Source organism: Thalassotalea fusca (assembly GCF_053485835.1).
Genome location: NZ_JBQRUN010000009.1, coordinates 84,181 through 108,126, shown reverse-complemented (window position 1 = coordinate 108,126; position 23,946 = coordinate 84,181). Strand labels below are relative to the sequence as shown.

Genomic DNA, 23,946 nt, shown 5'->3' with positions numbered 1-23,946 from the left:
CTTGCGATTATCTATCGGTGTTATTTGTTGCTATGCCAAGTGACCGGACGTTCGTACTGGCTCAGTTTATCTTCAACGCCAAGCGTTAATGCGAACAATGCCATGCGAACCAATACGCCATTTTGCGCTTGTCTAAAGATAGCGAGGTTATCAAGATCATTGAGGTCGGTATCTAGCTCGTTCGCTTCTGGACGTGAGTCGCGCGGTAACGGGTGCATAATTATGGTGTGCTCTTTACAATATTGACGGTAAAGCTCTTTATTCAGACTGAAGTGACCACGATACAGATCGGCTTCGGCGGCACTAGCGAATCGCTCCTGTTGGATGCGCGTTTGATAAATGACATCACATGCTAGGTTGCCTTCGAGCTTGTCAGTCATCACTACTTCATGCCCAGCGTTAGTTAACGTTGAAACTACATTGTCAGGCATTTGTAGGGCGTCAGGAGCAATCATAGTTACTTTAACATTCTTATATAAGCTCAGTAGCTTCGACAATGAATGGACTGTGCGGCCATGTTTTAAATCGCCCATTAGCGTAATATGTAAGTTATCGAGTTGCTTTCCAAACGGCATCATTTCTGATTGTATTGTAAACAGGTCGAGTAGCGCTTGAGTTGGATGCTCATTGGCTCCATCACCACCATTGATAACCGGGACGCTACTGCCTTGCGCAAACTCTTCAACGGAGTGCATCGTTGGATGACGCATCGCAATCACATCTGAGTAACCGCTGATTATACGCGCGGTGTCATATAATGACTCACCCTTGCTCAATGAAGAATTTTCTTCACCAACAGTTTCACGTACAAAGCCACCCAACAAATTAAACGCGGCGCCAAAGCTTACTCGGGTTCGGGTACTTGGCTCGAAAAACAGGTTGTTTAATATCGCGCCTTCAAGCACATAACAACGTTTTAGTCGGCGAGCATATGGCGCCATTTGTGCTGAAACGTCAAGAATACGGGAGATAGCTTCTCGATCGAATTGTGAAACCGAGAGAATATGACTGCCTTCAAAAGTCATCATAAGGAGCACCTTAACAATGACAGACAAAGCATTTAACGCCGCTTTATCTGTGGAAAGTAAATGAAAATTTCTGGCGCAGGAATATAGCACACTGCGCCAAAATAATGAATCTTACCTTAATAAAAACTAGGGTTTAACATAGGCTAAAATCACGACGCCAAATAGAATAAAAACAGGCAGCTCGTTGAAAATTCTGAAAAATCGAGGTGAGAATTTATTCTCGTCTCGTTGAAACATCGCGACCAATTTAAAACAATAGGTATGGTAGACAACCAGCACGAGTACAAGCGTGATTTTGATATGGAGCCAACGTGCTTGTGCGAACCAGTCGCTGCCGTACTGAAAAATGATGGCAATGCCAAGTATAATGGTCAACAGTGCAAATGGGGTAACAAATTTTAGTAGGCGCTGCTCCATGCCTTTTAACCGTTCTTTCACGGAGTCTTCTGATGCTTCCGCGTGATTTACAAATAACCGCGGTAAATAGAATATGCCTGCAAACCATGCCACCATAAAACTCACATGTAAGGCTTTGAGCCATAAGATTGTCATTAGCGTGTTTTTCCTTCGAGTAAATATCGTCTGATTTGTTGAAAAGGTACTATGCCGATTATGTCATCGGTTGTGTTCTCATAAACATAAACGCCACCGTGTCGATTGTTTATAAGTAGCCTATAGGCCTCAGCAAGCGTGGCCTGACTCGATATCGGGAATAAAGGATAGTACTTAATATTTCCTGCGTCATCCTTGTTCAAGTCCTGATCAAGAATGTGAAATAGCGTATTGTCTTGTTGTTTTTTCAATACTTGTAAAGACTCATTTTCGATATCGTTTTTTGCATCAACCAGTGCTTGCTCATCGACAACTTCGCGCACATTAAATTGTGTATTCATGATCCCCAATACGCCAATTCGTTGTAGTGATTTTTCAATAGGTGGCTTACGGTAACTGAGTCCCTGCACTTCTAGCTGCATCACAAAGATTGAACGGTTTTTGAAAAACTGCCCCGAGGCAACACAGGAGGTGGTAATGACTATCATAGCGGGCACAATAATCTCTAATTGATTAGAAAGCTCAACTACGGCCAGTAATGCCGCCAATGGGGCATTCAACGTAGCCGCCATAAAGCCAGCCATGCCAATTAGAGCATAGTCAGTATGCAAGTGCGCACCGGGTAAAAACTGCTGTGCAACAACGGAAGCACTTACGCCAGTTATTGCACCAATCGTTAAGATGGGACCTACTACGCCACCGGGAATACCTAAGCCTAATGCGGCAACCGTCATTATTATTTTAGCGGCCAACATTAAGCTTAATAATTTGACAGTTAATGTTTGCTCTACGGTTAAATCGAACGGAATAAACGCCATTGAATGAGAAAAAGGAATGAATATGCTGAGCGCACCGGTGATTAAGGCTGCAACAACAAATCGCGTATATATGGGGTATTTATTGGCTCGCTCAATGGTTAGTACTAATAATTGGTTAAAAACATAGGCAAGAATCCCCAAAATTATGCCAAGGCCTATGATAATGGGATAATGGCTCATGGATAAATTCAGTGGCTGTAAATATTCAAACTCGTGCGAAGGGCCGAGTACTGAGCTGGTGATCATCGAACCCATAATAGAAGCAATCATCACGGGAATAAAAATGTGGACCTTGTATTCTCGCAAGATAACTTCCATGACAAATATTACTGCCGCGATTGGCGTGTTAAAACATGCCGAAATACCCGCGGCAATACCACAAGCGCTGAGCGTTCTGATGGCACTATTTGGTAAATTAAGCTTACTGCCGATAAAACCACTACACGCAGCGCCTAAATGAACGGCAGGGCCTTCTTTTCCTACTGAAAAGCCAGAAGCAAGTGCAACGGCACTACCCACAAATTGGTGCAGGGTATTGCGAAAAGGAATGACACCGTGTCTTACTTTAAGTTGGTGTAGTACAAAGGGAATTCCTGTACGTAAGTATTTATAGCCTGTAAGCGTTGCAAACAATAATATGATGAGCGCCCCTAAAAAGGGTAATTCGAAACGACTTAAATATTCAACGGTGATATACTGGCTCTCTATTTGAGCAAAGAACGCCATAAGGTGGTTAATGCTCAAAATAAATAAGACGACGAGAAACGCTGACGCCACGCCACCAATAGCGGCGAGCAGGCATAATTGCCATGAGGTTTGCGGAAGTGCCAAATGCTTGCGGAGATCTTGAAGCACTGTCATATGCGTTGTCGCTTAATATTATTATTGGTTGTGGTGATTATACTTTTCAAATGAGCTGGTTAGCAAAAATAAATCTCAAATCGGTGGTTCAACAATTTGGTGCCTACCGAACATCGATGTTACTTTTTATTGTGATGGCGTTATGTTTCTATGTCGGCTATCGCGTAGGCAACTTTTATCATGCCTACCAAACAGACATGATAGGCAAACAAGAACGCCGATTGGAAAAACTCTATCAGGAGCATGCAGACAATATTCGTCGAGTCCATACGCTTGAAGTTGAGTTGGAAGTAGAGCGCTTAGCGAATCAGCAGATTCAAACAGCGCTGAAAGATATTGAAGTTGACTATTTCCAAGCTAAAAAAGAACTCGGTTTCTACGAAAAAGTGATGGCTCCTGAAAAGCAAGCTGATGGTTTAGTGGTGGATTCATTCACTATTTCTCCCACGGAAAGCGCTAATCATTTTCGCTTTCAGGTAGTGTTAGTGCAGCAAAAAGTGAAAAAGCGTTTTGCAAAGGGCTATATAGAATTAGAACTTGTTGGCAGTTTGGCTGAAAAACCAAGCAAGTTGTCGCTCGAGAAAGTCTCTAGTTTAACGAAAAAAGATCTATCGTTTAGCTTTCAGTACTTCCAAATAATCAAGGGCGAGTTTACATTGCCAGAAAACTTTACGCCTGAATTGGTGAGCCTAGCAGCAGTATTGCCCAAAGGTAAGTGGCAGAAATTTCATCGAATTGATCAAGATTACGAGTGGGCACGAGCGATTAATGAGTTAAATGCTACTGCAAAACTGAGTCCGGTGATGTCGCCAATACTTGATTAAATTGGTCAAGTTTTAGATAATAACATCCGTTGTTAAATTAATAGAAAGTGACTATGTCAAACCCTGAGTTACCCATTAAATTTTCTGATGCTGCAGCTACTAAAGTGCTGTCGTTGATTACAGAAGAAGAAAATCCAGATCTTAAGTTACGAGTTTATGTAACTGGTGGTGGTTGTTCTGGCTTCCAGTACGGATTTACGTTTGATGAAAAAGTCAATGAAGGCGATATGACCATTGAGAAAAAAGGCGTCACTATGGTCGTAGATCCAATGAGCTTACAATACCTAGTTGACGGTGAAGTTGACTATGTTGAAGGCCTTGAAGGAAGCCGCTTCTTAGTGAATAACCCTAATGCTTCAACAACTTGTGGTTGTGGTTCTTCTTTTTCAATATAGACATTAAACATATCAATGTTCAAAAGTCGGCATTTGCCGACTTTTTTGTTTTTGGCCTAAACAGAACTTCTTCTTTATTGCACTTCGCGTATATAAATGTAAGTTTTGTGGTTTATACCAATCCGCATAAAGAATTGCCCACTTAGAATGACATGGGCGACATTAGAACAAACGAAATAAGTGTAGATATAGTTGCTCTACATTAAGCTTATTTTGTGTAGTTATCATGTTGCCCATGCATTCCCAAAGGGCGAGTTTTAAAGGCTTATATGCTGCGTTATTGATTTTAACAAGGGAACAACCATTCTTTGCAATCAATGCCTTGCCTCTAAACCTTTAAATTCTCGCTAAGAGAGCAATTTCTTATACGGATTGGTATTATTTGTACGTTTTTGGTGGTAATTGTGTGCTGCTGGTTACATATTGTTGCCATTATCATTTAGACTAGCGTAGTCCCGCGAAGTATCATAACCAACATTTTCGACCTCTTTCAAAATAAGGGAATACAAATGACTCAATATCAAAAAGGACGTGAGTGGCTCGCCGAGCGTCCATATATTATTGCCTTACTCATCACCCTATTGCTTGTGTTGTGGATGGTTTCAGGTGCAATGAATGCCACAGAACTAGCAACAGATAAAGCTAAAGCGGCAGATGTAGTTGCCAAAGTGCAAGTACAAACATTTAACGCTCAGGTGGTTAATGACAATGTCACTATCTATGGCCGAACCGAACCACAGCGAACTGCTACCCTCAAGGCAGAAATTTCGGGTCGTGTTGAAAAAGTGCTCGCTAAAAGAGGCGCTAAGGTCGCTAAAGGGGATGTTATTGCTCACCTCGCGATTAATGACTTAGATGCTCAATTAGCGTATAGCCGTTCACTACTCAAACAGAGAGAAATTGAATATAAAGGCGCACAAAGACTTAATGCCGATGGTTACCAAGGCGAGGTGCAATTATCAAATGCCGAAGCAAATCTCGCGGCAGCGAAAGCGGACGTTAAACGGCTGGAAATTGCGATTGCCCGCACTGTGATCCGTGCTCCATTCGATGGCGTGATGAACACCCGTTACATCGAACAAGGTGACTATGTGCAAGTAGGCGACGACATCGCGATGATTGCTGATTTGCAACCTTTAGTTGTGCGAGGCTATGTCACCGAAAAACAAGTGGGCCAACTTGCGGTAGGTCAACAAGCGCATATTCAGTTGCTAAATCAATCTCAGGTCACAGGCAAGTTAAGGTATATAGCGAGTGTCGCAGATGAGCAAACCAACACTTTTAAAGTTGAGGTAACTATCGCAAACCCAGACATGAAATTATTGGCAGGGATTAGCAGTGAAATCTCCATTCCCCTTCAACCCGTTGATGCGATCAAACTGTCACCTGCGTTATTAGCCTTGGATGAAGACGGCAATATAGGTGTGAAAACTGTTGTCGACGGCCAAGTGGTGTTTACGCCCATCAATGTCGTTAAAAGTGAAACCAGCGGCATTTGGTTATCGGGGTTAGGCAAGCAGGCTGATGTAATCACATTGGGGCAAGGTTTTGTCCGAGCAGGTGATACCGTTAATGCGGTGTATGCAAGTGAACAACTGTAATAACGGTTAAGCGAGAGAATAATATGTTGACCATAATCGATGCTGCACTAGCAAGGACGCGCTCCGTTATTATGATTTTTATCCTGCTGCTTATTGCAGGAGGCGTAACGTATAACAATATTGCGAAAGAGTCGAATCCTGACATAACCATTCCAATGATTTATGTATCGATGGTATTAGATGGTATTTCTCCCGAAGATGCCGAGCGTATGTTAGTAAGGCCAATGGAAAAAGAGCTGAAAACCATCGCCGGGATTAAGGAGATGACGGCCAATGCGAGTGAAGGCCACGCTTCAGTTACTTTGGAATTTATCGCTGGCTTAGATCCTAAAGAAGCATTGGCTGACGTGCGTGATAAAGTGACGCTTGCCAAGGCTAAATTACCGTCTGAAGCTGAAGAACCCGAAGTACATGAAGTGACTATGGCTAATCAGGTCGCTGCTGTTACAGTGATCCTTTCTGGGCCCGTATCAGAAAGGGGCCTGCTCACCATTGCGCGTGATCTACGTGACAAGATTGAAGGCATGCAAGAAGTGCTCGAAGTGGATATTGGCGGTGATCGCGAAGATATGGTCGAGATTATCGTTGATCCATTACTGATGGAAAGTTACGGGCTGGATCAAAACGATATATATAACCTTGTTGAGCGCAACAATCGTCTGGTGCCAGCCGGTACTATGGATAATGGTAAAGGGCGATTCGCGATAAAAGTGCCTTCGGTGTTCGAGTCGGTGCAGGATTTATTAGAGTTGCCGATCAAGGCTGATGGTGATCGGGTAATTACTTTTCAAGATGTTTCTATTGTTAGGCGCGCCTATAAAGATCCATCAACATTCGCACGCTTAAATGGTCAGCGTTCAATTTCACTTGAGGTAAAGAAGCGCTCGGGTGAAAACATTATATACACGGTTGATAAAGTCAAAGCGCTTGTTGAAACGTCAAAATCGCGTTGGCCAGAGCAAGTTAGTGTTGATTATGTTGGTGACCAGTCGATTGAAGTTAAAGATACTTTAAGCGACCTACAGAACAATGTGTTGTCTGCGGTACTATTAGTGATTATTGTGATTATTGCTGCGCTTGGTTCGCGTAGTGCTGTGCTTGTTGGCTTAGCTATACCCGGCGCATTTTTAACGGGCATTCTTGTTTTAGCAATAGCAGGGCTCACTGTAAATATCGTCGTGTTATTTGGCTTAATCATGGCGGTGGGTATGCTGGTTGATGGCGCCATAGTGGTGACTGAATTTGCAGACCGACAGATGAATGAAGGTATGGCACGCGGCAAGGCATATGGATTAGCTGCCAAGCGTATGGCGTGGCCGATAATTGCGTCAACCGCGACGACATTGGCTGCCTTTGCTCCACTCATGTTTTGGCCGGGTATGATGGGTGAATTCATGAAGTATTTACCAATCACCCTGATTGCTGTCTTAACGGCCTCTTTAGCAATGGCATTGGTATTCGTGCCAACTATAGGAAGTGTGATCGGAAAATCGAGACGCCATACGGATAAAGAGCAAGCGCAAGTAAAATATGCTGAACTAGGGGAGCTAGATAAGCTCTCTGGTTTAACTGGCCGTTATATCCGAATGTTGAAAGGGGCAATTGCGCATCCTTGGAAGGTGGTGTTAGGTACTATTGCCGCTTCTGTACTGGTCATGATGACATACAGTGCTTCAGGTTTAGGGGCGGTATTTTTTCCAGAGGTAGAACCCAATAGCGCCACCATGATTGTACGTTCTCATGGTGATTTATCGGTACATGAAAAAGACACAATAATGCGCGGTATTGAAGACAGGTTATTGGATCTTGAAGGGATAGAGTCACTTTATACGCTAACTGGTGGTAACGATATTGTTGGCTCATTTCAGGTTAACTTTGTTAATTGGCAGCGCCGATTACCTGCTAATGACTTAATAACAGAAATTCATCATCGCACCGACGATATGGCCGGCGTCGAGATTGAAGTGCGCAAGAATGAAAATGGTCCTCAAAGTGGCAAAGACCTCGTAATTGAGTTGAGTTCACGCTTTCCTGATGAATTGAGCGACGCAGTGAAGACCATTCGTAGCGCCATTGTGACTAACGGTCAGTTTACCGATATTGAAGACTCTGCACCAAAACCCGGAATCGAGTGGCAGTTAAAGATTGATCGCAGTAAAGCTGCTACCTATGGAGCCGATGCGGCAATCGTAGGATCTACTGTACAAATGGTGACCAATGGATTAAAGCTAGGTGAGTATCGCCCTGATGATGTTGATGACGACTTAGACATACGCGTGCGTTTCCCTCAAGAAAAGCGCAGCATAGGCCGTTTGGATGAGTTAAGGGTCAAAACAAGTGCGGGTTTAGTGCCTGTCAGTAGTTTTGTGGAACGAGTTGCTGCTGCCAAGGTGGATACCATTCGTCGCACAGATGGTAAGCGTGTGGTCACTATTCAGGCAAACTTAGTTCCGGGCGCACAGTTACTTAAAGAACTTCCTTTACTTGAAGCTGCATTACCCACCTTAGCCATTTCACCAACGGTTGAAATCGCGGTAAAAGGGCAAAACGAAGACCAACAGGAATCTCAGGATTTTCTAGTGAATGCATTCGGCGTGGCGTTATTTGTTATGGCCATTATATTAGTCACGCAATTTAACAGCTTCTATCAGGCATTTTTGATTTTGAGCGCTGTTGTGTTCTCGACGGTTGGCGTGTTTTTAGCGCTGTTTCTCGTACAGAAACCGTTTGGTATCGTAATGGGCGGAATTGGTGTGATTTCGCTTGCGGGTATCGTGGTTAACAATAATATTGTGCTAATTGACACCTATAACGTACTAAGAAAAGAAGGGTATCCAGTGGTGGATGCGATACTTCGCACGGGTGCGCAACGCTTACGTCCTGTTATGTTAACCACAATTACGACGATACTTGGTTTGCTGCCTATGGTATTACAGGTAAACTTGGACTTTTTCAATCGTACGGCAGTATTTGGTGCCCCTTCAACGCAATGGTGGACGCAATTAGCGACGGCAGTAGCGGGTGGCTTAGCTTTTGCCACACTACTTACCTTGGTGCTAACACCTTGTTTGATCGCATTGCGAGATCGCAATCGTAGTGCCAGACAGAAGGCGGGTAAATTGTCGATATTAGCGCGAGCGCGCAAACTAACTGACGCTGCCTAGCGGCTTCAGTTTACAAAAAAGGCAAGTGCGAATGAACGCTCTTGCCTTTTTATTTATAGTTGCTGGTGTTCAACGGCTGTTGAATGTTCGAATTGCGGCGTTAAAATTTCAACGACTTCCGGGTGCAGCTCTTGCCTGCTAACGGAGTGTGATACAACTGCGAAATGGGCTAATGTACCAGACACATCTTTTTGTGTTGGCGTTGCATCCTTGTCGATTGGTGTTAACTCTCTATCTATTGATCGCAACTCTTTATCTACTGGTTTCATCAAAGGCACATCGAATTCTTTGAACAGCAAATCATAACTCTTCAGTAAGGTTTGTAACCTAATCGCCAATTTTCGGATGGGGGTCATGTTGCCTCTTAGTGTTAACAAATGCGCTGCAAAGCGTTGCAGACTGTAACTCTTGGTGCCAAAAATTTCATCTAGCTTTTTGATAGTGAGAGATAGCCCTGACTTAAAACGTGCGAGTTCTGATTGGGGCGCTAGCAATGTAGCACATATTCTTAAGAGGTTCTTTTGTGTAGGGTTGTGCTCATAGTCTTGCTCAGCTTGTTCGAGTTGCTTGACTAACAAATGAAATCCATCGAGGTCACCACAATGGTAGTATTCGTCTTTGTCTGTCACATCAACATGAAATAGCTGTGCTCTGAAATGATCGGATAATTGGTGTCCTGGCGAGATTCCAGTGTTGTCAAAATTCTCAATTTGATTGTTTAACAATGCATAAAAGATATCAACGAAAGGCCCACTCGCTTGATGAATATCAATAGCGAAGAAGTCAATAATGCGGTTTAGCTCTGGTGCAATGTCTCCTAATAGTGGCGTTAAACTATAATCTTGCTTCTCATTTCGCCTTGTAAGTGCATCACATATACAGGATATGTCTCGGAGTAACGAATCGGTGAGTTCGTTAATTTTATCTTTAAGCTCTTCACTGACAAAACGTCGGTTGTTTTGTGGCATTACGTGACTGACGCTATCGTCAGAAGGATAATATATCGCGGAGTTTAGTTTCTCGATAATTTGTCTGAACTCAATGAGCAGGTGTTTTACGTTGTTGAGAAATGTGATTGTTGCGGGGTAGATTATATCCCCGTCGTCTTTCTCCAATTTGTAGTCTGCGGAATTGAAGAGAAGCTTGAGCACACTGGGTTTAGCAAACACCTCTATCAATTTGTTGATGCCCGTCATAAACGCTGTTTGCTTAATTTCCTGTAGGGCTTGTTGCATTGCTGGCGTATGATCGCTGGCAAGTTTATAAGCCGATACTAGATCATACATAGAAAAATCCGCAATGACGCGTTGAGTTAAATCGAAGTCATTGGTGACATTAATAATGCGGCAGTCTTCATGCAGCACACTGCAATCTAGTTGGTGTTGATGATTAAAGAAGGGCGTTGATAGATAGGTGATGCTCTTAATTTGCCAGTCATCAGGCCACTCGGCGGCTTGCGCGGCTCGTTTAGTGAATTCGTTCAAAACATTGCCACCATGCGAATGGCCAATCAGGTGGAATGCAACAGATTTACTTTTATAACCTGCATAGTAAGCTTGCTGTCCCATGCTACCACATAGTCGGTTGGCTAGGTATGCGCCCGCGATTTCTCTGTTTTCTTTGGTATTATCACCACTCCAACCATGTGCATCGAACAATGCGAGATGAGGGAATTGCTCGCATAAGTCTTTTAACCCCTGAATAAACTTTTGATTATTTGCCCAATAATTGTTGCTGCTATCGTAACTCGCTGCACGAGTCACTTCATTGGGGCTCAAGCAAATTGGGTCAACGGTTCCTGCTACTAATACGAAAATGTGTTTTGTGTCATTGCTCATAATATCTGTCCTTTTAAATAATAAGCGTATAGTGGTTAAGCGTACGAATCTCTACAGTTAGACTTACTGTGCTTTAAGGCTATTTTGCACTCCTTTTAACGGTAAACCCCGTCTATGATAGTTTCTGGGCCGTAGTTCATTGGTTGTGCCAAAGGCAATGCGTTTTGTAGTTCCGAGAAATCTCGAGGGGCGTACTGGTACTGGACAATAGTTGTTTCTAGTAAGGCCATGTCCATCAAAGTTTGGGCGACTAAACCAGCGCAAAAGTAGTCCTCTTTATTTGGGTTATCTATTTCCATTAATCCCATGACGTAAAGCCCATCCATGTCGTTTGTGTACGGTTTGCCATCGTTTGCCAAGATTAACTTTCTGACTTCAGGCCAATTGTCACGCATGATTGCCCGAGAAGTATCTGTGTGCATTGCTTTTCGATAACTGATGACCGCGCCATCATCTTTATTGCTGTAGTCGGCTAGTGCGCTCTTGAGGTTATTTAGCTGAATACCCATTTGGACTTTATTTTGACGTAGAACACCTGCGTGTTCGCTTGACGTAGCTTGCCACACACATGGATTTCCGTCGTTGAACTCTGGCTCTTTAATAACGATGGCCACATGCGAATATCGGCTTTGCGTAAATCGCCTAATACGCAGTGAATAAGGTTGTGAGCCCGCGAACAGAATTAGGTCGCCTGTTTCAGCTTGTTCGATTAAATCGTTCAGTTCTATGTGCGGCGTTTTGTTAGGGTCAACGCAGGGGATTTGCCAAAACATGGGGATAGAAAGCTGGCTAATACCATCAAGCCCCTGCAAGAGTTTCGGTGGCTCGGTCGTTTCACTGCACTGGACTTGGTGTTGCTTGAGTTGAGAAAGCTTGGTTAGCTGTGATAGCAGCATCGCTTGGTGCTGACATACTTGCTGAAACTTGTCATTTAGGTAATAGCAAAGGAGTTTGCCGACGCGTTTTGCCGCGAGCTTTTCTATTTGTTCTTTAAAGAATGGTAAAAGGTTACTCAGTAACAAGTTATCTTTAACATGAAAGTCCAATGCCTTGATTTCGCTTTGAGCCATTTGGTACTCGAGATGCGGGTGCTGTTCAGAAATGTTGAGTGCTATTGTTAACTGTAGTGAAACATTACGAGCCGAGACCGAAAACTTGCCATTGGAGTCTAATTGGTGTGTGAATAACAGTGGAATGCTATTGCCCTTCAACTGAAAATTGTCGCTACTAAGTGTTAATTCCGTAAACGTTAGGCGAAGGAAAATTGTGCGTTCGCTCAGGCATAACCGCACTTGAGATTTTGATTCCAAACTTGCCAGCCCTGAAAGTGTGGGATGCTCAAAGCTGACTTGCACTATGGTGTTATCTGAGGCTATTTCACCAGTGATTTCTCGCTCAATATTTAGCGGTTCTAGTATTGGCAACGTTAGGGAAGATGATTGATAGCCACTGCGAATTACTTTCGATAATTGATTTAATTGTTCTGTAAAAAAGTCGTGTAACGAAGTCGCGTGTTCCATAGTGCTTTTCCTTCCTTGTGAGTGGCGAGAACTATTGGATGTATTAATAGTTATAAGTAGCACTGAAAACAGTGGGATGCGGTTAAGTCTAGTATAGATTTTAGGATTGTGAGAAGGTGAACGTGTTTTAACTTTTTATACGAAGTAGGCTGCGTTGATTTGTCTAAAAAACTATTAACTACTCACACTAACGATGTTGCAGTTTTTGGCAAAATTTTCAATACTATGGCTCTATTTCAACGCCCAATATTATACGGACAATTATGCTAACCTTTAAAAAGCTCTCCATTCCTTTATTGTTATGTACGCTACTACCCGCTACTTCGATAGCTAAAGACGTATTAAATGATGCCGAACGTAATACTATGGCCTTATTACAAGAAAAAGTAAGTAAGGATTCACTTTCTTATGAGTTGGTTGAATCGCTGACTACTGAAGTCGGTCACCGTTTAATGGGATCTGATGGCGATAAAAAATCTATCGTTTGGGCGGTCGATAAAATGAAGGCGTTAGGATTTGATAAGGTTTGGACAGATGAAGTCACCGGAACATTATGGCGACGTGGCGATGCACAAGCGAATATTATCGCACCTTATCCGCAGAAAATGGTAGCAATTGCATTAGGTGGCAGTGTTGGAACTGGTGAGCGTGGCCTTACACAAGAAATCGCTCATTTTGAAACCTTAGCTGATCTTGAAGCGGCGCCAGACAATAGTTTAGTGGGTAAAATTGCTTTTATTTCCTATCGTATGTCACGTCATAAAGACGGCAGAGGCTATGGTCAAGCCGTAGGTGCACGAGTTAACGGTGCAGCGATTGCCGCTCGTAAAGGCGCTTCTGCGATGTTGATGCGTTCAGTCGGAACAGATAACAATCGATTGGCGCACACTGGGGTTATGCGTTATCAAGATGGAGTAGAGAAAATTCCTGCGGCGGCTATTTCTAATCCTGACGCTGATTTATTGGTGAACCAACTCAAGCGCGGTAAACCTGTGAGTGTCTTTTTAAAATTAACGCCGAAGACAGAAGAAAAAATTGTTGCGCGTTCGGCCAATGTGATTGGTGAAATTACTGGCAGCAAGTTTCCCGAGCAAATTGTCGCCCTAGGTGCGCATTTAGATAGCTGGGACGTAGGAACTGGCGCTGTTGATGACGGCATGGGTGTTGGTATGGTAATGGCTGCCGCGTATCACATTGCACAACTTGAAAAGCGCCCTGAACGTACTATTCGCGTTATCCTTTTTGCCGCCGAAGAAGTTGGTTTGCTAGGGGCTAAGCAGTATGTTAAAGATTATAGTGAGCAAATGCCAAATCATGTGCTTGGTGCTGAATGGGATTACGGCACTGGTAAAATTTATAGAATGCGCACAGGTGTTGGGCAATCAGCGTTGCCTGCGATGGCAGAACTCGCTGGTTATTTGGCTCCGTTAGGTGTTGAATTAAGCGGTGACAACAATGCCAAAGCACAGTCAGATATGAGCTTGTTAAGCAATGAAGGTATGCCAAGCGTGAATTTTTCACCTGATGGTTCAACCTATTTCGACTATCATCACACTGAAAATGACACGTTAGATAAAGTAGATCCTGAAACAATGAAACAAGCGACAACAATCTACACGTTGTTCGCCTACTTTGCAGCACAATCGGGTGTAGACTTTAGCAAGTAGATATTCTGGTTAAAGGGATGAGCGGTTAAAAGTACGATCGCTTATCCCTGATGCTCTAGTTGATAATGAATAATAAAATTCAACTAACCTTCCATCAGTAAGAATTCAACAATTTTATTCATGTCTAAATGATATTGATCGGCTTTAACGGCTTTTAAAATAAAGTCGTCTGACTTAGATAGATCAATGTCTTCCGTCATGATGTAACGATTTTGTTCGCAATTAAAAAAAGACCTCACGTTAGGATTAGTTGGATCATTCTTATTGCGACTTTCGACAATCGCCAGCCTGTGTGTGTTGAGTTCGACCAGTGAGCCAATTGGGTACACGCCCATGCATTTAATAAACAAATCAACGAGGCGTTGATCTAGTTGTCTTTGCAGTGCCAATTGGCGCAAAATTCGAAAAGCCTTAATGTGTGTGTAACCTTCTTTATAGCAGCGGCTGGCAGTGAGAGCATCGAAGATATCGCAAATACTTACCATACGCCCATAAATCGAAATACTCTCTTCAGTGAGATTATAAGGGTAACCACTGCCATCGAGTTTTTCATGATGAAGCGCGGCCACTTCTAAACTCAGCTCAGAAATGCCGGGGGTATTTTCAATAATCTCTATAGAGTGATTAACATGGCTTTGCATGATGGCCATTTCTTGCGGCGTGAGCTTGGATGGTTTATTGAGAATTTCCTCTGGCACCATAATTTTGCCCACATCATGCAAAAAAGCGCCTACGGACAAGGCTTGAATTATTTGGCGGTCAAGCTTTAAGTACTTGGCAAAAATTGTCATCAACACAGAGACAGATACAGAATGCTCAAGCAGGTACTCGTCTTTTTTACGAATGCTAATTACACACGTTAGTGCGTCAGGGTTTTTAAATATGGTTTCGATGGTTTTGTTGGTGATGTCGATAACTGGACTTAAGTTGAGTTCTCTACCTAGTTGAGCATCTTCAAATACTTGGCGTTGAATTACTTTACTTTCATGAAACAGCTTTTTCGCCTTGTTGATTTCTAATATTACGGGAGAACGTTCGGCTTCTTTGGTGGTAGCTGTGCCTTGTTCTTCGTCTAAAACCAGAGTTTTTGATGTGTCTATAAGCAGTGACTCGACGCCCTTGGCAATGAGGTTCTGAATGACAGCCTCATTTTTGACGTGACCAGATTGAGTCAAACTATAGGTACCTTTTTGCCTGACGATATCAACGACGTATTGACCAATCTCTAGTTCGGAAATTTCAACTTCAACAATCATAACAGGGGATAGCCAGCCTCTCCGTGCACTTTCAGCCCTACCAATGTGCAGAAATAGTTAGTTGCTTTATTGTGAGTATACTTTCTTATGTAAATATAGCTGCTTATCGGCATTTTTTAATAATTCATCCATGGTATTTTTTCCATCACTGGCAGCCACACCGCAACTAATAGTTATTGGCAGTAGTTTGCCTTCATACGGCATCGGGTTTTGTTCAAAAAATGTGGTGAGTCGTTTGCTCGCTAATAGTGCTTCCTGATAGGTTTGGCTGGCCAACGTAATGACAAATTCATCGCCAGCGTAACGAAAACACTGGTCGTTTTCTCGGATAAGTTCTTGCAGTTGTGTGGCAACGTATGACAGCACTTTATCGCCGCAGTCGTGGCCGTAGGTGTCATTAATTTGTTTAAACTTATTACAATCAATAAATAAGATAGAAAATGGCACGTTATAGCGTTGCTGGCGTATCAATTCGTTTGAAATAGCACTTTCCATAAGTCGTCGGTTGGCAACGCCTGTCAATCGGTCATAGTTCGCCATATATTCCAAATGTTCTCGCATCATTACGTTACTGAGACATAAGCTCACTTTCACTGCAAGCTGCTCTAAATGAAACGTCCCAAGGCCAGGAACGTAGCGGTCAGGATCTCTATCAGCAAACACTAAGCTGCCGATAAGCTTTTGTTCAATCACTAGTGGTAAGAACGCTAAAGAACCTGCTGCTTGAATTAAGGCGTTGGGGAGTATTTCTTGGTATGGCGTAAGTTCATTCGCCAATACGGGCAAGCGGTTGGAATGGATTTGTTCGAGTGCGCTATGTGAGATACTTTTTGCAAACTTCTTGTGCCATTGGCTGTGCATAATTCCATTGATCAAAAAATTAACAGGCAAAGGTTCAACAATAAGCAAACAACTATCGGTTAAATGAAATTTCTCAGCGATTAGTTCGAATAGTCTGGTAAGCAGACTATGGCTTGATTGACAGGCCAGTATTTCTGTTTCAATCTCAAACAGTTTACGCGCAATCAGTTCATTTTGTTGAGAATGTTTAATTAGTTGATCAATAGTCGACATCTACACAAACCATGACGGATTTTTGACCATTCTTACCATAATCTGATAATTGTTCAAGTAAACAATTTGGCTTTGTGCGTAATACCAATGTATAGCTGGTGACAATTTAACTCGAAGTTCAGGTTGGTATTATTATTGCTGATAATTATTGATAGTATTGTTGGATATATCGCATAGGGGAGAGTAAGCCCCATTGAATCAGTAAGCGCATGTTGGTAACTCAAGTATTCGCTATAATGGCCGATATAAAACAGGCAAAGTAATTTAGCTAGAAAATTTTATGTGGAAAGCAATGATGAAGTGTGTTCAATTCGTTTTGGTACTGATGACAGTCACGTTCTCTCTAAGTGCCAACCAGGCGTATGCGCAAAATTTGCAGGCCGTTCAAATTTACACTGATAATCAATTGCTTGATTTAATCAAAGAAAACAAGCATCTGAGTCAAGTGGTAATTGATGAATGCCAACTTGTGCAAGACATACAGGCACGTGCTGTTAAGGCTGATTTACCGTCTTATCAATTCTTGTGGGGAGATATGCTGGCCTTTGGTGTGTGCGTGAAAAAAAATGTGCCGCTTGGACTACATTATATGCGCGAAGCTGCTAATCAGGGGCTATCAGAGGCTCTTGAGCAACTTGGGCGCTATTATCATGTAGGTAAATTTATGCAGCCTGATATCAACAAGGCGATAGTTTACCTCAAAGAAGCGGCAACATTAGACAACCTTAAGGCACAAATTCGCCTCGCTCAAATTTACAATGCTGGCCAAGGAAGTCCGTTGGATTTTCCTGAGTTGTATGCACAATTACACAATGCTGTTACTGGCGACAAAAAAACTCATAAACAAGTTAGCCAGCTTATGTCGGAATTAGCCGAGAAAATGCCTGAACGCGTGGTCAACGAAGCGAAGAAAGGCAGGTATTGATATATTGTCGGTTTTGCATTTCAGTTGTTAGATTCAGGTTGATGACCTATTTTTTGCAAAATTTTTAACAATTACTATGTTTTTATTTGGCAAAAAATAAGTGTGATTCTTGCCTTGGCGATTATTTAGTAGGCACACTTTGGCCAACTAGGATATAATCAACAAAAAACACAATGTTAGATAACTAGTGATCAAAAAAGACCCTTTTTACGAACGAGAATCTCAAAAATACGAACATCCTGTCGCCAGTCGCGAACTCATCTTAGCAACCATAGAAAAAGCTAAAGCGCCACTTACGTTCAAAGCACTTTGCAAAGTGCTCCAATGTTTCGATAAGACACAACACATTGGTTTGAAGCGGCGATTAAGAGCCATGGAAAACGAAGGTCAACTGGTATTCAATAAGTTCAAGCAATACGCTATTCCGCCAAAAAACCATGTGATTACAGGAACGGTTTCTGGCCACAGAGACGGTTTTGGCTTTTTGATCCCAGATATTGGTAGCAAAGATCTATTTATTTCCTCACATGAAATGCAGCGTGTACTACACGGTGATGTTGTTGAGGCGATAGTGGTTGATCGCACTGACCGAAAAGGGCGAAAGGAAGTAAAAATTCTTGATGTCATAAAACCTCGCCAAGCTGATATAGTTGGGCGCTTTTTTGTTGAACACAATGTTGCTTTTGTTGTACCAGACGATGCTCGAATCAAACAAGACATCATTATTAGTCCTGACAAAAAGCAAGGTGCCCGACATGGGCAAATGGTCGTTGCTAAAATTATCCAACGACCTTCAAAACGCGCTAATGCGGTAGGCGAAGTTATTGAAGTGCTAGGGGAGCACATGGCGCCCGGTATGGAAATCGATATTGCGCTACGCGCGCATGATTTACCACACGAATGGCCAGCCGCTGTCATTGAAGAAACAAGTGTTATTGCCGATGATGTGCCTGACGAAGCCAAACTGCCAAGGGTAGATTTACGCCACTTACCGCTTGTGACAATAGATGGCGAAGATGCCAGAGATTTCGATGATGCCGTTTATTGTCAGCCTAAGAAATCAGGTGGTTGGCGTTTATGGGTCGCTATTGCTGATGTGAGCTACTATGTAAGGCCGGGCACTGCACTCGATGACGAAGCCATTGCTCGTGGTAATTCCGTGTATTTTCCTAGCCAAGTGATCCCGATGTTACCGGAAAAATTGTCGAACGGCTTATGTTCGCTAAATCCTGACGTTGATCGCTTGTGCATGGTGTGTGAAATGACAATTAGCGCTAATGGCAAATTGTCCGGGAGTAAGTTTTATCCGGCAGTGATGAAATCACACGCAAGATTCACTTACACTAAAGTCGCCGCGATATTAGATGGCGATGCCCAACTTTCAGCGCAGTATCAGCAGTTTGTTCCTGATTTACAACATTTACATCAAATGTATCAGGCGCTTATTGAAGCGAGAAATCAACGAGGTGCTATCGCATTTGAAACAGAAGAATCGCGCTTTATTTTTAACAGTGACCGAAAAATCGAGTCAATTGAATCTGTTGCACGAAATGATGCGCATAAAATCATTGAAGAATGTATGATTTTAGCGAATGTTTCTACCGCAAAATTCCTTGAAAAACACGAAGCTCCGGGGCTATTTCGTGTTCACGACAAACCAAGCGAAGACAAATATAATAACTTTATCAGTTATTTAGGTGAACTGGGCTTACAGCTTACCTATAGCGAAGAGCCTTCTCCTGCTGATTACAGTAAAATTATTGAGCTTATTGGCGAGCGACCAGACCAAGAGCTTATTCAAACCATGCTGTTGAGGTCGATGAAGCAAGCGGTTTATCAAAGCGAAAATATTGGCCATTTCGGGCTGGCATTAGCGTCCTATAGCCACTTTACTTCTCCTATTCGTCGATATCCGGATCTTGTAGTGCATCGTGTGATCAAAGCGATATTACAAGGGCAGGAAAATTCTGAAGCTAATGATGGGTGTTACAGCTACACGCCGGAAGAAGTCATTCAACTAGGTGAGCACTGTTCGATGACAGAACGTCGAGCAGACGATGCCACACGTGATGTCTCTGACTGGCTTAAATGTGAGTTTATGCAAGATCATGTGGGTGACAAATTCACTGGTGTTGTTTCAACGGTGACAAACTTTGGTTTATTCGTTCGCCTGTCTGAGTTACATATTGAAGGCTTAGTGCATATCACTTCATTAGGGCGAGACTATTATCATTTTGATGACGTCAGAATGTGCTTGTCGGGTGAAAAGAGTGGTGTGTCTTTTAGGGTAGGAGACGTACTTGAAGTACAAGTAGCTGCGGTTAATTTGGACGAAAAGAAAATTGACCTACAGTTGTCGGGTAAAGATGCCATTATTCAAAAAGCGCGACCGCTAACTGCAACCTCGCCCAAAAAGCAAGGTAAGAAAGTTAGTAAAAGAGAAGAGCAAATAAAAAAAGATGTGGCCAAGCCAGAAGGCAAGGCAGGCAAGAAATCTAAAAAAAACAAAAAATCTAAAAACGGTGTCGAGAAAAAGGCAAAACCTAAGGCAGAAAAACGCCAGGCTCGCAAGAAAAGACCTGGAAAAAATGCACGAAAGCGTGCTGATAAATAGTAGATTGAAAAGACGATAACATGGCAAAACAAGACGAAGTAGTTTTAGGTATTCACGCAATTAGCGCACTAATTAAACGCTCACCAGAGCGATTTAAAGAGTTGTTTTTCTTGAAGGGGCGTGAAGATGAGCGCTTATTACCTATTGTAAACTTGGCAAGGAAACACGGCATTCCAGCGCAGTTTGTTCATCGCAAAGTGCTGGATGAAAAAAGTAGAGGCGAACAGCATCAAGGAGTATTGGCGCGTGTTACGCCGGGCAAAACGTTTACCGAGAATGATCTTGACGATATTTTAGCGACCTGTGAGCGCAATCAAGCCGATCCTTTCTTACTTATTCTAGATGGTGTAACTGACCCACATAACTTAGGGGCATGTTTAAGAAACGCTGACGCAGCTGGCGTACATGCAATTGTGGTCCCTAAAGATAATGCCGCACGTATTACATCAACGGTGCGTAAAGTGGCAGTAGGTGCCGCGGAAACGATTCCTTTGGTGCAAGTTACAAATCTTGCTCGGACAATGAAGGCATTACAAAAACAGGGAATTTGGATCATTGGCACAGCGGGAGAAACGGATACCTGCATTTATGACGTTGCACTTTCAGGGCCTATGGCGTTGGTGATGGGCGCAGAAGGCAAAGGCATGCGCCGTTTAACGCGTGAAAACTGCGATCAGTTAGTTAAGTTACCGATGGCTGGCGAAGTATCGAGTCTAAACGTAGCGGTAGCGACTGGCATTTGTTTATATGAAATTGTACGCCAAAGACGTTAATCAACACGCACTAATAACCGACTATGATAATTCGAGTGAGAAATACTTAGCTAGATTTGTTATTTCTCATTTGTAAGTATATGCTGACATAGAGTCGCCGCTATAATTTTTGGGGGCTCTAAGGTTGGTGTAGATGAAGTATTGTTGCTTGATAATGCTAAGTTTCTTGTTCTCCAGCTTCGCATTTGCGCAAGCTATAGACCCTATTATTCTTGGCGTTTCTAACGCGCAATCTGGCCCCGCGGAAAAATTAGGCAACCGGTTAAACCAGGGCGCACAACTGTACTTTAAACAGCTCAACGCCAATGGCGGCATTCATCAACGTCCTGTTCAACTCGTAAGTCTAGATGACGGTTATGAGCCATTTCGTGCCGTAAAAAACACTTATCAATTGCTCAATCGTTCAGACGTTTTTGCCCTGTTTAATTACGTTGGCACGCCGACATCACACGCCGTTTTACCTTTAGTTGAGAAACACGATAGTTTGTATTTAATGCCATTTACTGGTGCAGAATTCCTACGTTTTCCTGTCAAAGACTATATTGTCAACTTACGCGCGAGTTATTATCAAGAAGCAGACGCTCAAATTTCTTATTTGTTTGACAATTTAAGCATCCAAAAGCTTGGGTTATTGATTCAATCCGATGAATTTGGTAAAGCGGTTGAGCAAGGCTATCTCAAAGCCTTGTCACTACGCGGTTTAGCACCGGTGGTGACTACGCGTTTTCGGCGCAATACTGAAGATATTTCACTAGCGCTGCAGGTATTACAACAAAACAGCGTAGATGCTGTCGCATTTGTGGGAACTTATAAACCTTTGGCTGAGCTGATTAATTTAGGTTACAAACAAGGCTTTCAACCCATTTACGCCACCGTGTCTTTTGTTTCAAGCCATGACTTATTTCAAGGTATTGAGCAACCGAGCCATGTGCTGGTGACGCAAGTGCTTCCAGAGCCAGCAACGTGTGATCTTGAAATTTGCAATACATTTATAAAACAAGCCCACGCGAGTGGCATAAAAGATGTCGATCCTGTTGTCTTTGAAGGCTATATGAATGCCTATGTGTTTAGCGAAGTCGCTAAGCTGTGCCATAAGCTCACCAAAGCGTGTTTCAAAGAACAATATCGACAATTCAAAGCTAACCTTAATGGGCTTGCTGTAAAATATGACGCACAAACTCATCAAGCGATGAATGACATTTATTTCTCTATTTTCGACTCTCGAGACTAGATCGTTATCAAACTAAGCAAATAGTTCATGGGTAGCACGTACTAATGCTTGCCTTTATTGGTGAAATTCCCTACAATACGCGACCTTAAATCAGCCTGAACATTTTTTGTTCCTTGCCTTAACACTGGTGTTGGCTGAGCCAGATATGAGGCTACAACCGTAAGGAGCTCGTAATGCGTCATTACGAAATCGTATTTATGGTTCACCCTGATCAGAGTGAACAAGTACCTGGTATGATTCAGCGTTACACTGATTTAATCAGTGGTGCTGAAGGCACAATCCACCGTCTAGAAGACTGGGGTCGTCGTCAACTAGCATACCCAATCAATAAATTGCACAAAGCACACTATGTTCTTATGAACGTAGAAGCGCCACAAAGCGTTATTGATGAATTAGAAACTTCTTTCCGTTATAACGACGTTGTGATTCGTAACATGATCATGCGCACGAAAAACGCGGTTACTGAAGCATCGCCTATGGCTGCTGCTAAAGAAGACCGTCGCGAAGTGAAGAAAGAGGTTACTGAAGCGCCTGCAGCTGCTACTGAAACTGAAACAGAAGAAGCTGTAAGCGAAGAATAAGTAATCCGTGTCTGACAATTGCTTCGTGTTGGTAGGTCAGGTGGTGAAAGCCCCGAAATTATCAACAAGCCCTGCAGGGTTTCATCATTGTCAGTTTTCTATTGAACATCGTTCGATGCAAGTAGAAGCTGATATGGATAGACAAGCATATGTTCGCATGCAAGTTGTTGCAAGTGGACCGTGGGCACAACACTTAACTCGTGATTTAACTGAGGGCTGTAATATCAAAGTGTCTGGTTTTATTAATCGGCACGAAACAAGAAATGGTACGCCGCTACTTGTATTACATGCTCAACAGATTGAAATGATTAATTAGGAGAAATCCATGTCTCGTTTTTTTAGACGTCGTAAGTTCTGCCGCTTCTCAGCGGAAGGTGCTAGCGAAATCGATTACAAAGATATCGCTACATTAAAAAACTATATCACTGAAAGTGGTAAAATCGTTCCTAGCCGTATTACTGGTACAAGTGCTAAATATCAACGTCAACTTGGTCGTGCGATCAAGCGTGCTCGTTACTTAGCATTATTACCATATACTGATTTACACAAGTAACCTAATAAGGGGTTTTGAAAATGGAAGTAATTCTTCTTGATAAAATCGCCAAATTAGGCGGCCTTGGTGACAAGGTATCAGTAAAGTCTGGTTACGCTCGTAACTTCCTATTACCTCAAGGTAAAGCTGTATTCGCATCAAAAGCTAACATCGAGCACTTTGAAGCGCGTCGTGCTGACCTTGAAAAGAAACTTGCTGAAGAATTAACAGCAGCTGAAGCACGTGCAGCTAAATTAGCTGAACTTGCTGAAGTAACTATTGCTTCTAAAGCTGGTGACGAAGGTAAGTTATTTGGTTCAATCGGTACTCGTGACATCGCTGATGCGATCACTGAAGCGGGTGTTGAAGTAACTAAAGCTGAGGTTCGTTTACCATTAGGTACTATCCGTGAAACAGGTGAATTCGATATCGTAATTCACTTACACACAGATGTAGATGCTACTGTTAAAGTAATCGTTATCGCTGAAGCGTAATCGTATTTCTTTGGCAAAAAGGGCTGATAACTTAGGTTATCGGCCCTTTTTTATGTTCACTACGAATGGAAACATACGAGGTCGGAGTCTGAGGGATCCCGATAGCTCAGGGTCCAAGGATGCGCTTAGTGTTAATAAGTGCAAATAAAAACTATTCGCATTTGTTGTTGTTTGCGTTTATGATGTTGCTTTCTACAA

Annotated in this window: 20 protein-coding genes; 13 read left to right on the top strand and 7 right to left on the bottom strand. The window is 42.7% G+C overall.

The annotated features are described in order from the left end of the window. Positions 1-20: 20 nt before the first annotated feature. The 3 genes from ACSLUK_RS12810 to ACSLUK_RS12800 all read right to left on the bottom strand — a co-directional run bounded on the left by ACSLUK_RS12810 (position 21) and on the right by ACSLUK_RS12800 (position 3,259). Positions 21-1,028: an aspartate carbamoyltransferase gene (locus ACSLUK_RS12810; RefSeq protein ID WP_448549056.1), complete on the bottom strand. Its 1,008-nt coding sequence runs from the start codon at positions 1,026-1,028 to the stop codon at positions 21-23. 126 nt (positions 1,029-1,154) lie between these two features. Beyond that, the gene (locus ACSLUK_RS12805; RefSeq protein WP_448549055.1) at positions 1,155-1,580 is read right to left on the bottom strand and encodes a CopD family protein; all 426 of its coding nucleotides are present in this window, start codon (positions 1,578-1,580) and stop codon (positions 1,155-1,157) included. Beyond that, a complete protein-coding gene (locus tag ACSLUK_RS12800) occupies positions 1,580-3,259 on the bottom strand; it encodes a chloride channel protein (protein ID WP_448549054.1) in 1,680 nt (559 codons plus the stop codon). The genes ACSLUK_RS12805 and ACSLUK_RS12800 overlap by 1 nt, the downstream gene beginning before the upstream one ends. Between ACSLUK_RS12800 and ACSLUK_RS12795 the strand changes: the two genes are divergently transcribed. From ACSLUK_RS12795 to ACSLUK_RS12780, 4 genes are all read left to right on the top strand, one after another. Beyond that, positions 3,208-4,083: a DUF6776 family protein gene (locus ACSLUK_RS12795; RefSeq protein WP_448549053.1), complete on the top strand. Its 876-nt coding sequence runs from the start codon at positions 3,208-3,210 to the stop codon at positions 4,081-4,083. The genes ACSLUK_RS12800 and ACSLUK_RS12795 overlap by 52 nt on opposite strands. 53 nt (positions 4,084-4,136) lie before the next feature. After that, a complete protein-coding gene (gene erpA / locus ACSLUK_RS12790) occupies positions 4,137-4,478 on the top strand; it encodes an iron-sulfur cluster insertion protein ErpA (protein WP_448549052.1) in 342 nt (113 codons plus the stop codon). A gap of 509 nt (positions 4,479-4,987) precedes the next feature. Then, the gene (locus ACSLUK_RS12785; RefSeq protein ID WP_448549051.1) at positions 4,988-6,079 is read left to right on the top strand and encodes an efflux RND transporter periplasmic adaptor subunit; all 1,092 of its coding nucleotides are present in this window, start codon (positions 4,988-4,990) and stop codon (positions 6,077-6,079) included. Between the two features lie 23 nt (positions 6,080-6,102). Continuing rightward, complete coding sequence (locus ACSLUK_RS12780) at positions 6,103-9,243, top strand: efflux RND transporter permease subunit (protein ID WP_448549050.1); 3,141 nt, start codon at positions 6,103-6,105, stop codon at positions 9,241-9,243. Between the two features lie 53 nt (positions 9,244-9,296). Here ACSLUK_RS12780 and ACSLUK_RS12775 read toward each other — a convergent pair whose 3' ends face one another. Both ACSLUK_RS12775 and ACSLUK_RS12770 read right to left on the bottom strand, forming a co-directional pair. Continuing rightward, positions 9,297-11,081 carry a lipase family protein gene (locus tag ACSLUK_RS12775; RefSeq protein ID WP_448549049.1) on the bottom strand — a complete coding sequence of 595 codons (1,785 nt, stop codon included), beginning with the start codon at positions 11,079-11,081 and terminating at the stop codon, positions 9,297-9,299. A 95-nt stretch (positions 11,082-11,176) separates the two neighbouring features. Beyond that, entirely contained in the window at positions 11,177-12,601 is a 1,425-nt protein-coding gene (locus ACSLUK_RS12770) for a hypothetical protein (protein ID WP_448549048.1), read from the bottom strand. 263 nt (positions 12,602-12,864) lie between these two features. On the opposite strand from ACSLUK_RS12770, the gene ACSLUK_RS12765 reads away from it, so the two are divergent. Continuing rightward, positions 12,865-14,268, top strand: a complete 1,404-nt coding sequence (locus ACSLUK_RS12765; protein ID WP_448549047.1) for a M20/M25/M40 family metallo-hydrolase — start codon at positions 12,865-12,867, stop codon at positions 14,266-14,268. An 83-nt stretch (positions 14,269-14,351) separates the two neighbouring features. On the opposite strand, the gene ACSLUK_RS12760 is transcribed toward ACSLUK_RS12765, so the two are convergent. Together ACSLUK_RS12760 and ACSLUK_RS12755 are read right to left on the bottom strand one after the other, a co-directional pair. Next, positions 14,352-15,524: an HD-GYP domain-containing protein gene (locus ACSLUK_RS12760; RefSeq protein WP_448549046.1), complete on the bottom strand. Its 1,173-nt coding sequence runs from the start codon at positions 15,522-15,524 to the stop codon at positions 14,352-14,354. Positions 15,525-15,590: 66 nt separating this feature from the next. Then, on the bottom strand, positions 15,591-16,598 hold the full coding sequence (locus tag ACSLUK_RS12755; RefSeq protein WP_448549045.1) for a GGDEF domain-containing protein: 1,008 nt from the start codon (positions 16,596-16,598) through the stop codon (positions 15,591-15,593). A gap of 292 nt (positions 16,599-16,890) precedes the next feature. Between ACSLUK_RS12755 and ACSLUK_RS12750 the strand changes: the two genes are divergently transcribed. The 8 genes from ACSLUK_RS12750 (at position 16,891) to rplI (ending at position 23,748) form a co-directional block, all read left to right on the top strand. Then, positions 16,891-17,523 carry a tetratricopeptide repeat protein gene (locus ACSLUK_RS12750; RefSeq protein ID WP_448549044.1) on the top strand — a complete coding sequence of 211 codons (633 nt, stop codon included), beginning with the start codon at positions 16,891-16,893 and terminating at the stop codon, positions 17,521-17,523. Between the two features lie 187 nt (positions 17,524-17,710). Then, positions 17,711-20,137: a ribonuclease R gene (rnr, locus tag ACSLUK_RS12745; RefSeq protein ID WP_448549043.1), complete on the top strand. Its 2,427-nt coding sequence runs from the start codon at positions 17,711-17,713 to the stop codon at positions 20,135-20,137. A 20-nt stretch (positions 20,138-20,157) separates the two neighbouring features. Then, complete coding sequence (gene rlmB / locus ACSLUK_RS12740; RefSeq protein ID WP_448549042.1) at positions 20,158-20,910, top strand: 23S rRNA (guanosine(2251)-2'-O)-methyltransferase RlmB; 753 nt, start codon at positions 20,158-20,160, stop codon at positions 20,908-20,910. 133 nt (positions 20,911-21,043) lie between these two features. Beyond that, complete coding sequence (locus ACSLUK_RS12735) at positions 21,044-22,141, top strand: ABC transporter substrate-binding protein (RefSeq protein WP_448549041.1); 1,098 nt, start codon at positions 21,044-21,046, stop codon at positions 22,139-22,141. Between the two features lie 173 nt (positions 22,142-22,314). Continuing rightward, complete coding sequence (rpsF, locus tag ACSLUK_RS12730; RefSeq protein ID WP_448549040.1) at positions 22,315-22,722, top strand: 30S ribosomal protein S6; 408 nt, start codon at positions 22,315-22,317, stop codon at positions 22,720-22,722. Positions 22,723-22,729: 7 nt separating this feature from the next. Next, positions 22,730-23,038: a primosomal replication protein N gene (priB, locus tag ACSLUK_RS12725; RefSeq protein WP_448549039.1), complete on the top strand. Its 309-nt coding sequence runs from the start codon at positions 22,730-22,732 to the stop codon at positions 23,036-23,038. Between the two features lie 9 nt (positions 23,039-23,047). Then, on the top strand, positions 23,048-23,275 hold the full coding sequence (gene rpsR, locus ACSLUK_RS12720) for a 30S ribosomal protein S18 (RefSeq protein ID WP_074500237.1): 228 nt from the start codon (positions 23,048-23,050) through the stop codon (positions 23,273-23,275). A gap of 20 nt (positions 23,276-23,295) precedes the next feature. Next, positions 23,296-23,748 (top strand): 50S ribosomal protein L9, encoded by a 453-nt coding sequence (rplI, locus tag ACSLUK_RS12715; protein WP_448549038.1) that lies wholly within the window; start codon positions 23,296-23,298, stop codon positions 23,746-23,748. The last annotated feature ends 198 nt before the right edge of the window (positions 23,749-23,946 follow it).

What these genes read in the sequence shown, in the direction of transcription:
- ACSLUK_RS12735 (WP_448549041.1), top strand. Translation starts at nt 21,044, where the DNA reads ATGAAGTATTGTTGCTTGATAATGCTAAGTTTCTTGTTCTCCAGCTTC.
- ACSLUK_RS12785 (WP_448549051.1), top strand. Translation starts at nt 4,988, where the DNA reads ATGACTCAATATCAAAAAGGACGTGAGTGGCTCGCCGAGCGTCCATAT.
- ACSLUK_RS12800 (WP_448549054.1), bottom strand. Translation starts at nt 3,259, where the DNA reads ATGACAGTGCTTCAAGATCTCCGCAAGCATTTGGCACTTCCGCAAACC.
- ACSLUK_RS12810 (WP_448549056.1), bottom strand. Translation starts at nt 1,028, where the DNA reads ATGATGACTTTTGAAGGCAGTCATATTCTCTCGGTTTCACAATTCGAT.
- rlmB (WP_448549042.1), top strand. Translation starts at nt 20,158, where the DNA reads ATGGCAAAACAAGACGAAGTAGTTTTAGGTATTCACGCAATTAGCGCA.
- ACSLUK_RS12755 (WP_448549045.1), bottom strand. Translation starts at nt 16,598, where the DNA reads ATGTCGACTATTGATCAACTAATTAAACATTCTCAACAAAATGAACTG.
- ACSLUK_RS12795 (WP_448549053.1), top strand. Translation starts at nt 3,208, where the DNA reads ATGAGGTTTGCGGAAGTGCCAAATGCTTGCGGAGATCTTGAAGCACTG.
- rpsF (WP_448549040.1), top strand. Translation starts at nt 22,315, where the DNA reads ATGCGTCATTACGAAATCGTATTTATGGTTCACCCTGATCAGAGTGAA.
- ACSLUK_RS12750 (WP_448549044.1), top strand. Translation starts at nt 16,891, where the DNA reads ATGATGAAGTGTGTTCAATTCGTTTTGGTACTGATGACAGTCACGTTC.
- ACSLUK_RS12760 (WP_448549046.1), bottom strand. Translation starts at nt 15,524, where the DNA reads ATGATTGTTGAAGTTGAAATTTCCGAACTAGAGATTGGTCAATACGTC.
- ACSLUK_RS12775 (WP_448549049.1), bottom strand. Translation starts at nt 11,081, where the DNA reads ATGAGCAATGACACAAAACACATTTTCGTATTAGTAGCAGGAACCGTT.
- erpA (WP_448549052.1), top strand. Translation starts at nt 4,137, where the DNA reads ATGTCAAACCCTGAGTTACCCATTAAATTTTCTGATGCTGCAGCTACT.
- ACSLUK_RS12765 (WP_448549047.1), top strand. Translation starts at nt 12,865, where the DNA reads ATGCTAACCTTTAAAAAGCTCTCCATTCCTTTATTGTTATGTACGCTA.
- rplI (WP_448549038.1), top strand. Translation starts at nt 23,296, where the DNA reads ATGGAAGTAATTCTTCTTGATAAAATCGCCAAATTAGGCGGCCTTGGT.
- ACSLUK_RS12770 (WP_448549048.1), bottom strand. Translation starts at nt 12,601, where the DNA reads ATGGAACACGCGACTTCGTTACACGACTTTTTTACAGAACAATTAAAT.
- rpsR (WP_074500237.1), top strand. Translation starts at nt 23,048, where the DNA reads ATGTCTCGTTTTTTTAGACGTCGTAAGTTCTGCCGCTTCTCAGCGGAA.
- ACSLUK_RS12805 (WP_448549055.1), bottom strand. Translation starts at nt 1,580, where the DNA reads ATGACAATCTTATGGCTCAAAGCCTTACATGTGAGTTTTATGGTGGCA.
- ACSLUK_RS12780 (WP_448549050.1), top strand. Translation starts at nt 6,103, where the DNA reads ATGTTGACCATAATCGATGCTGCACTAGCAAGGACGCGCTCCGTTATT.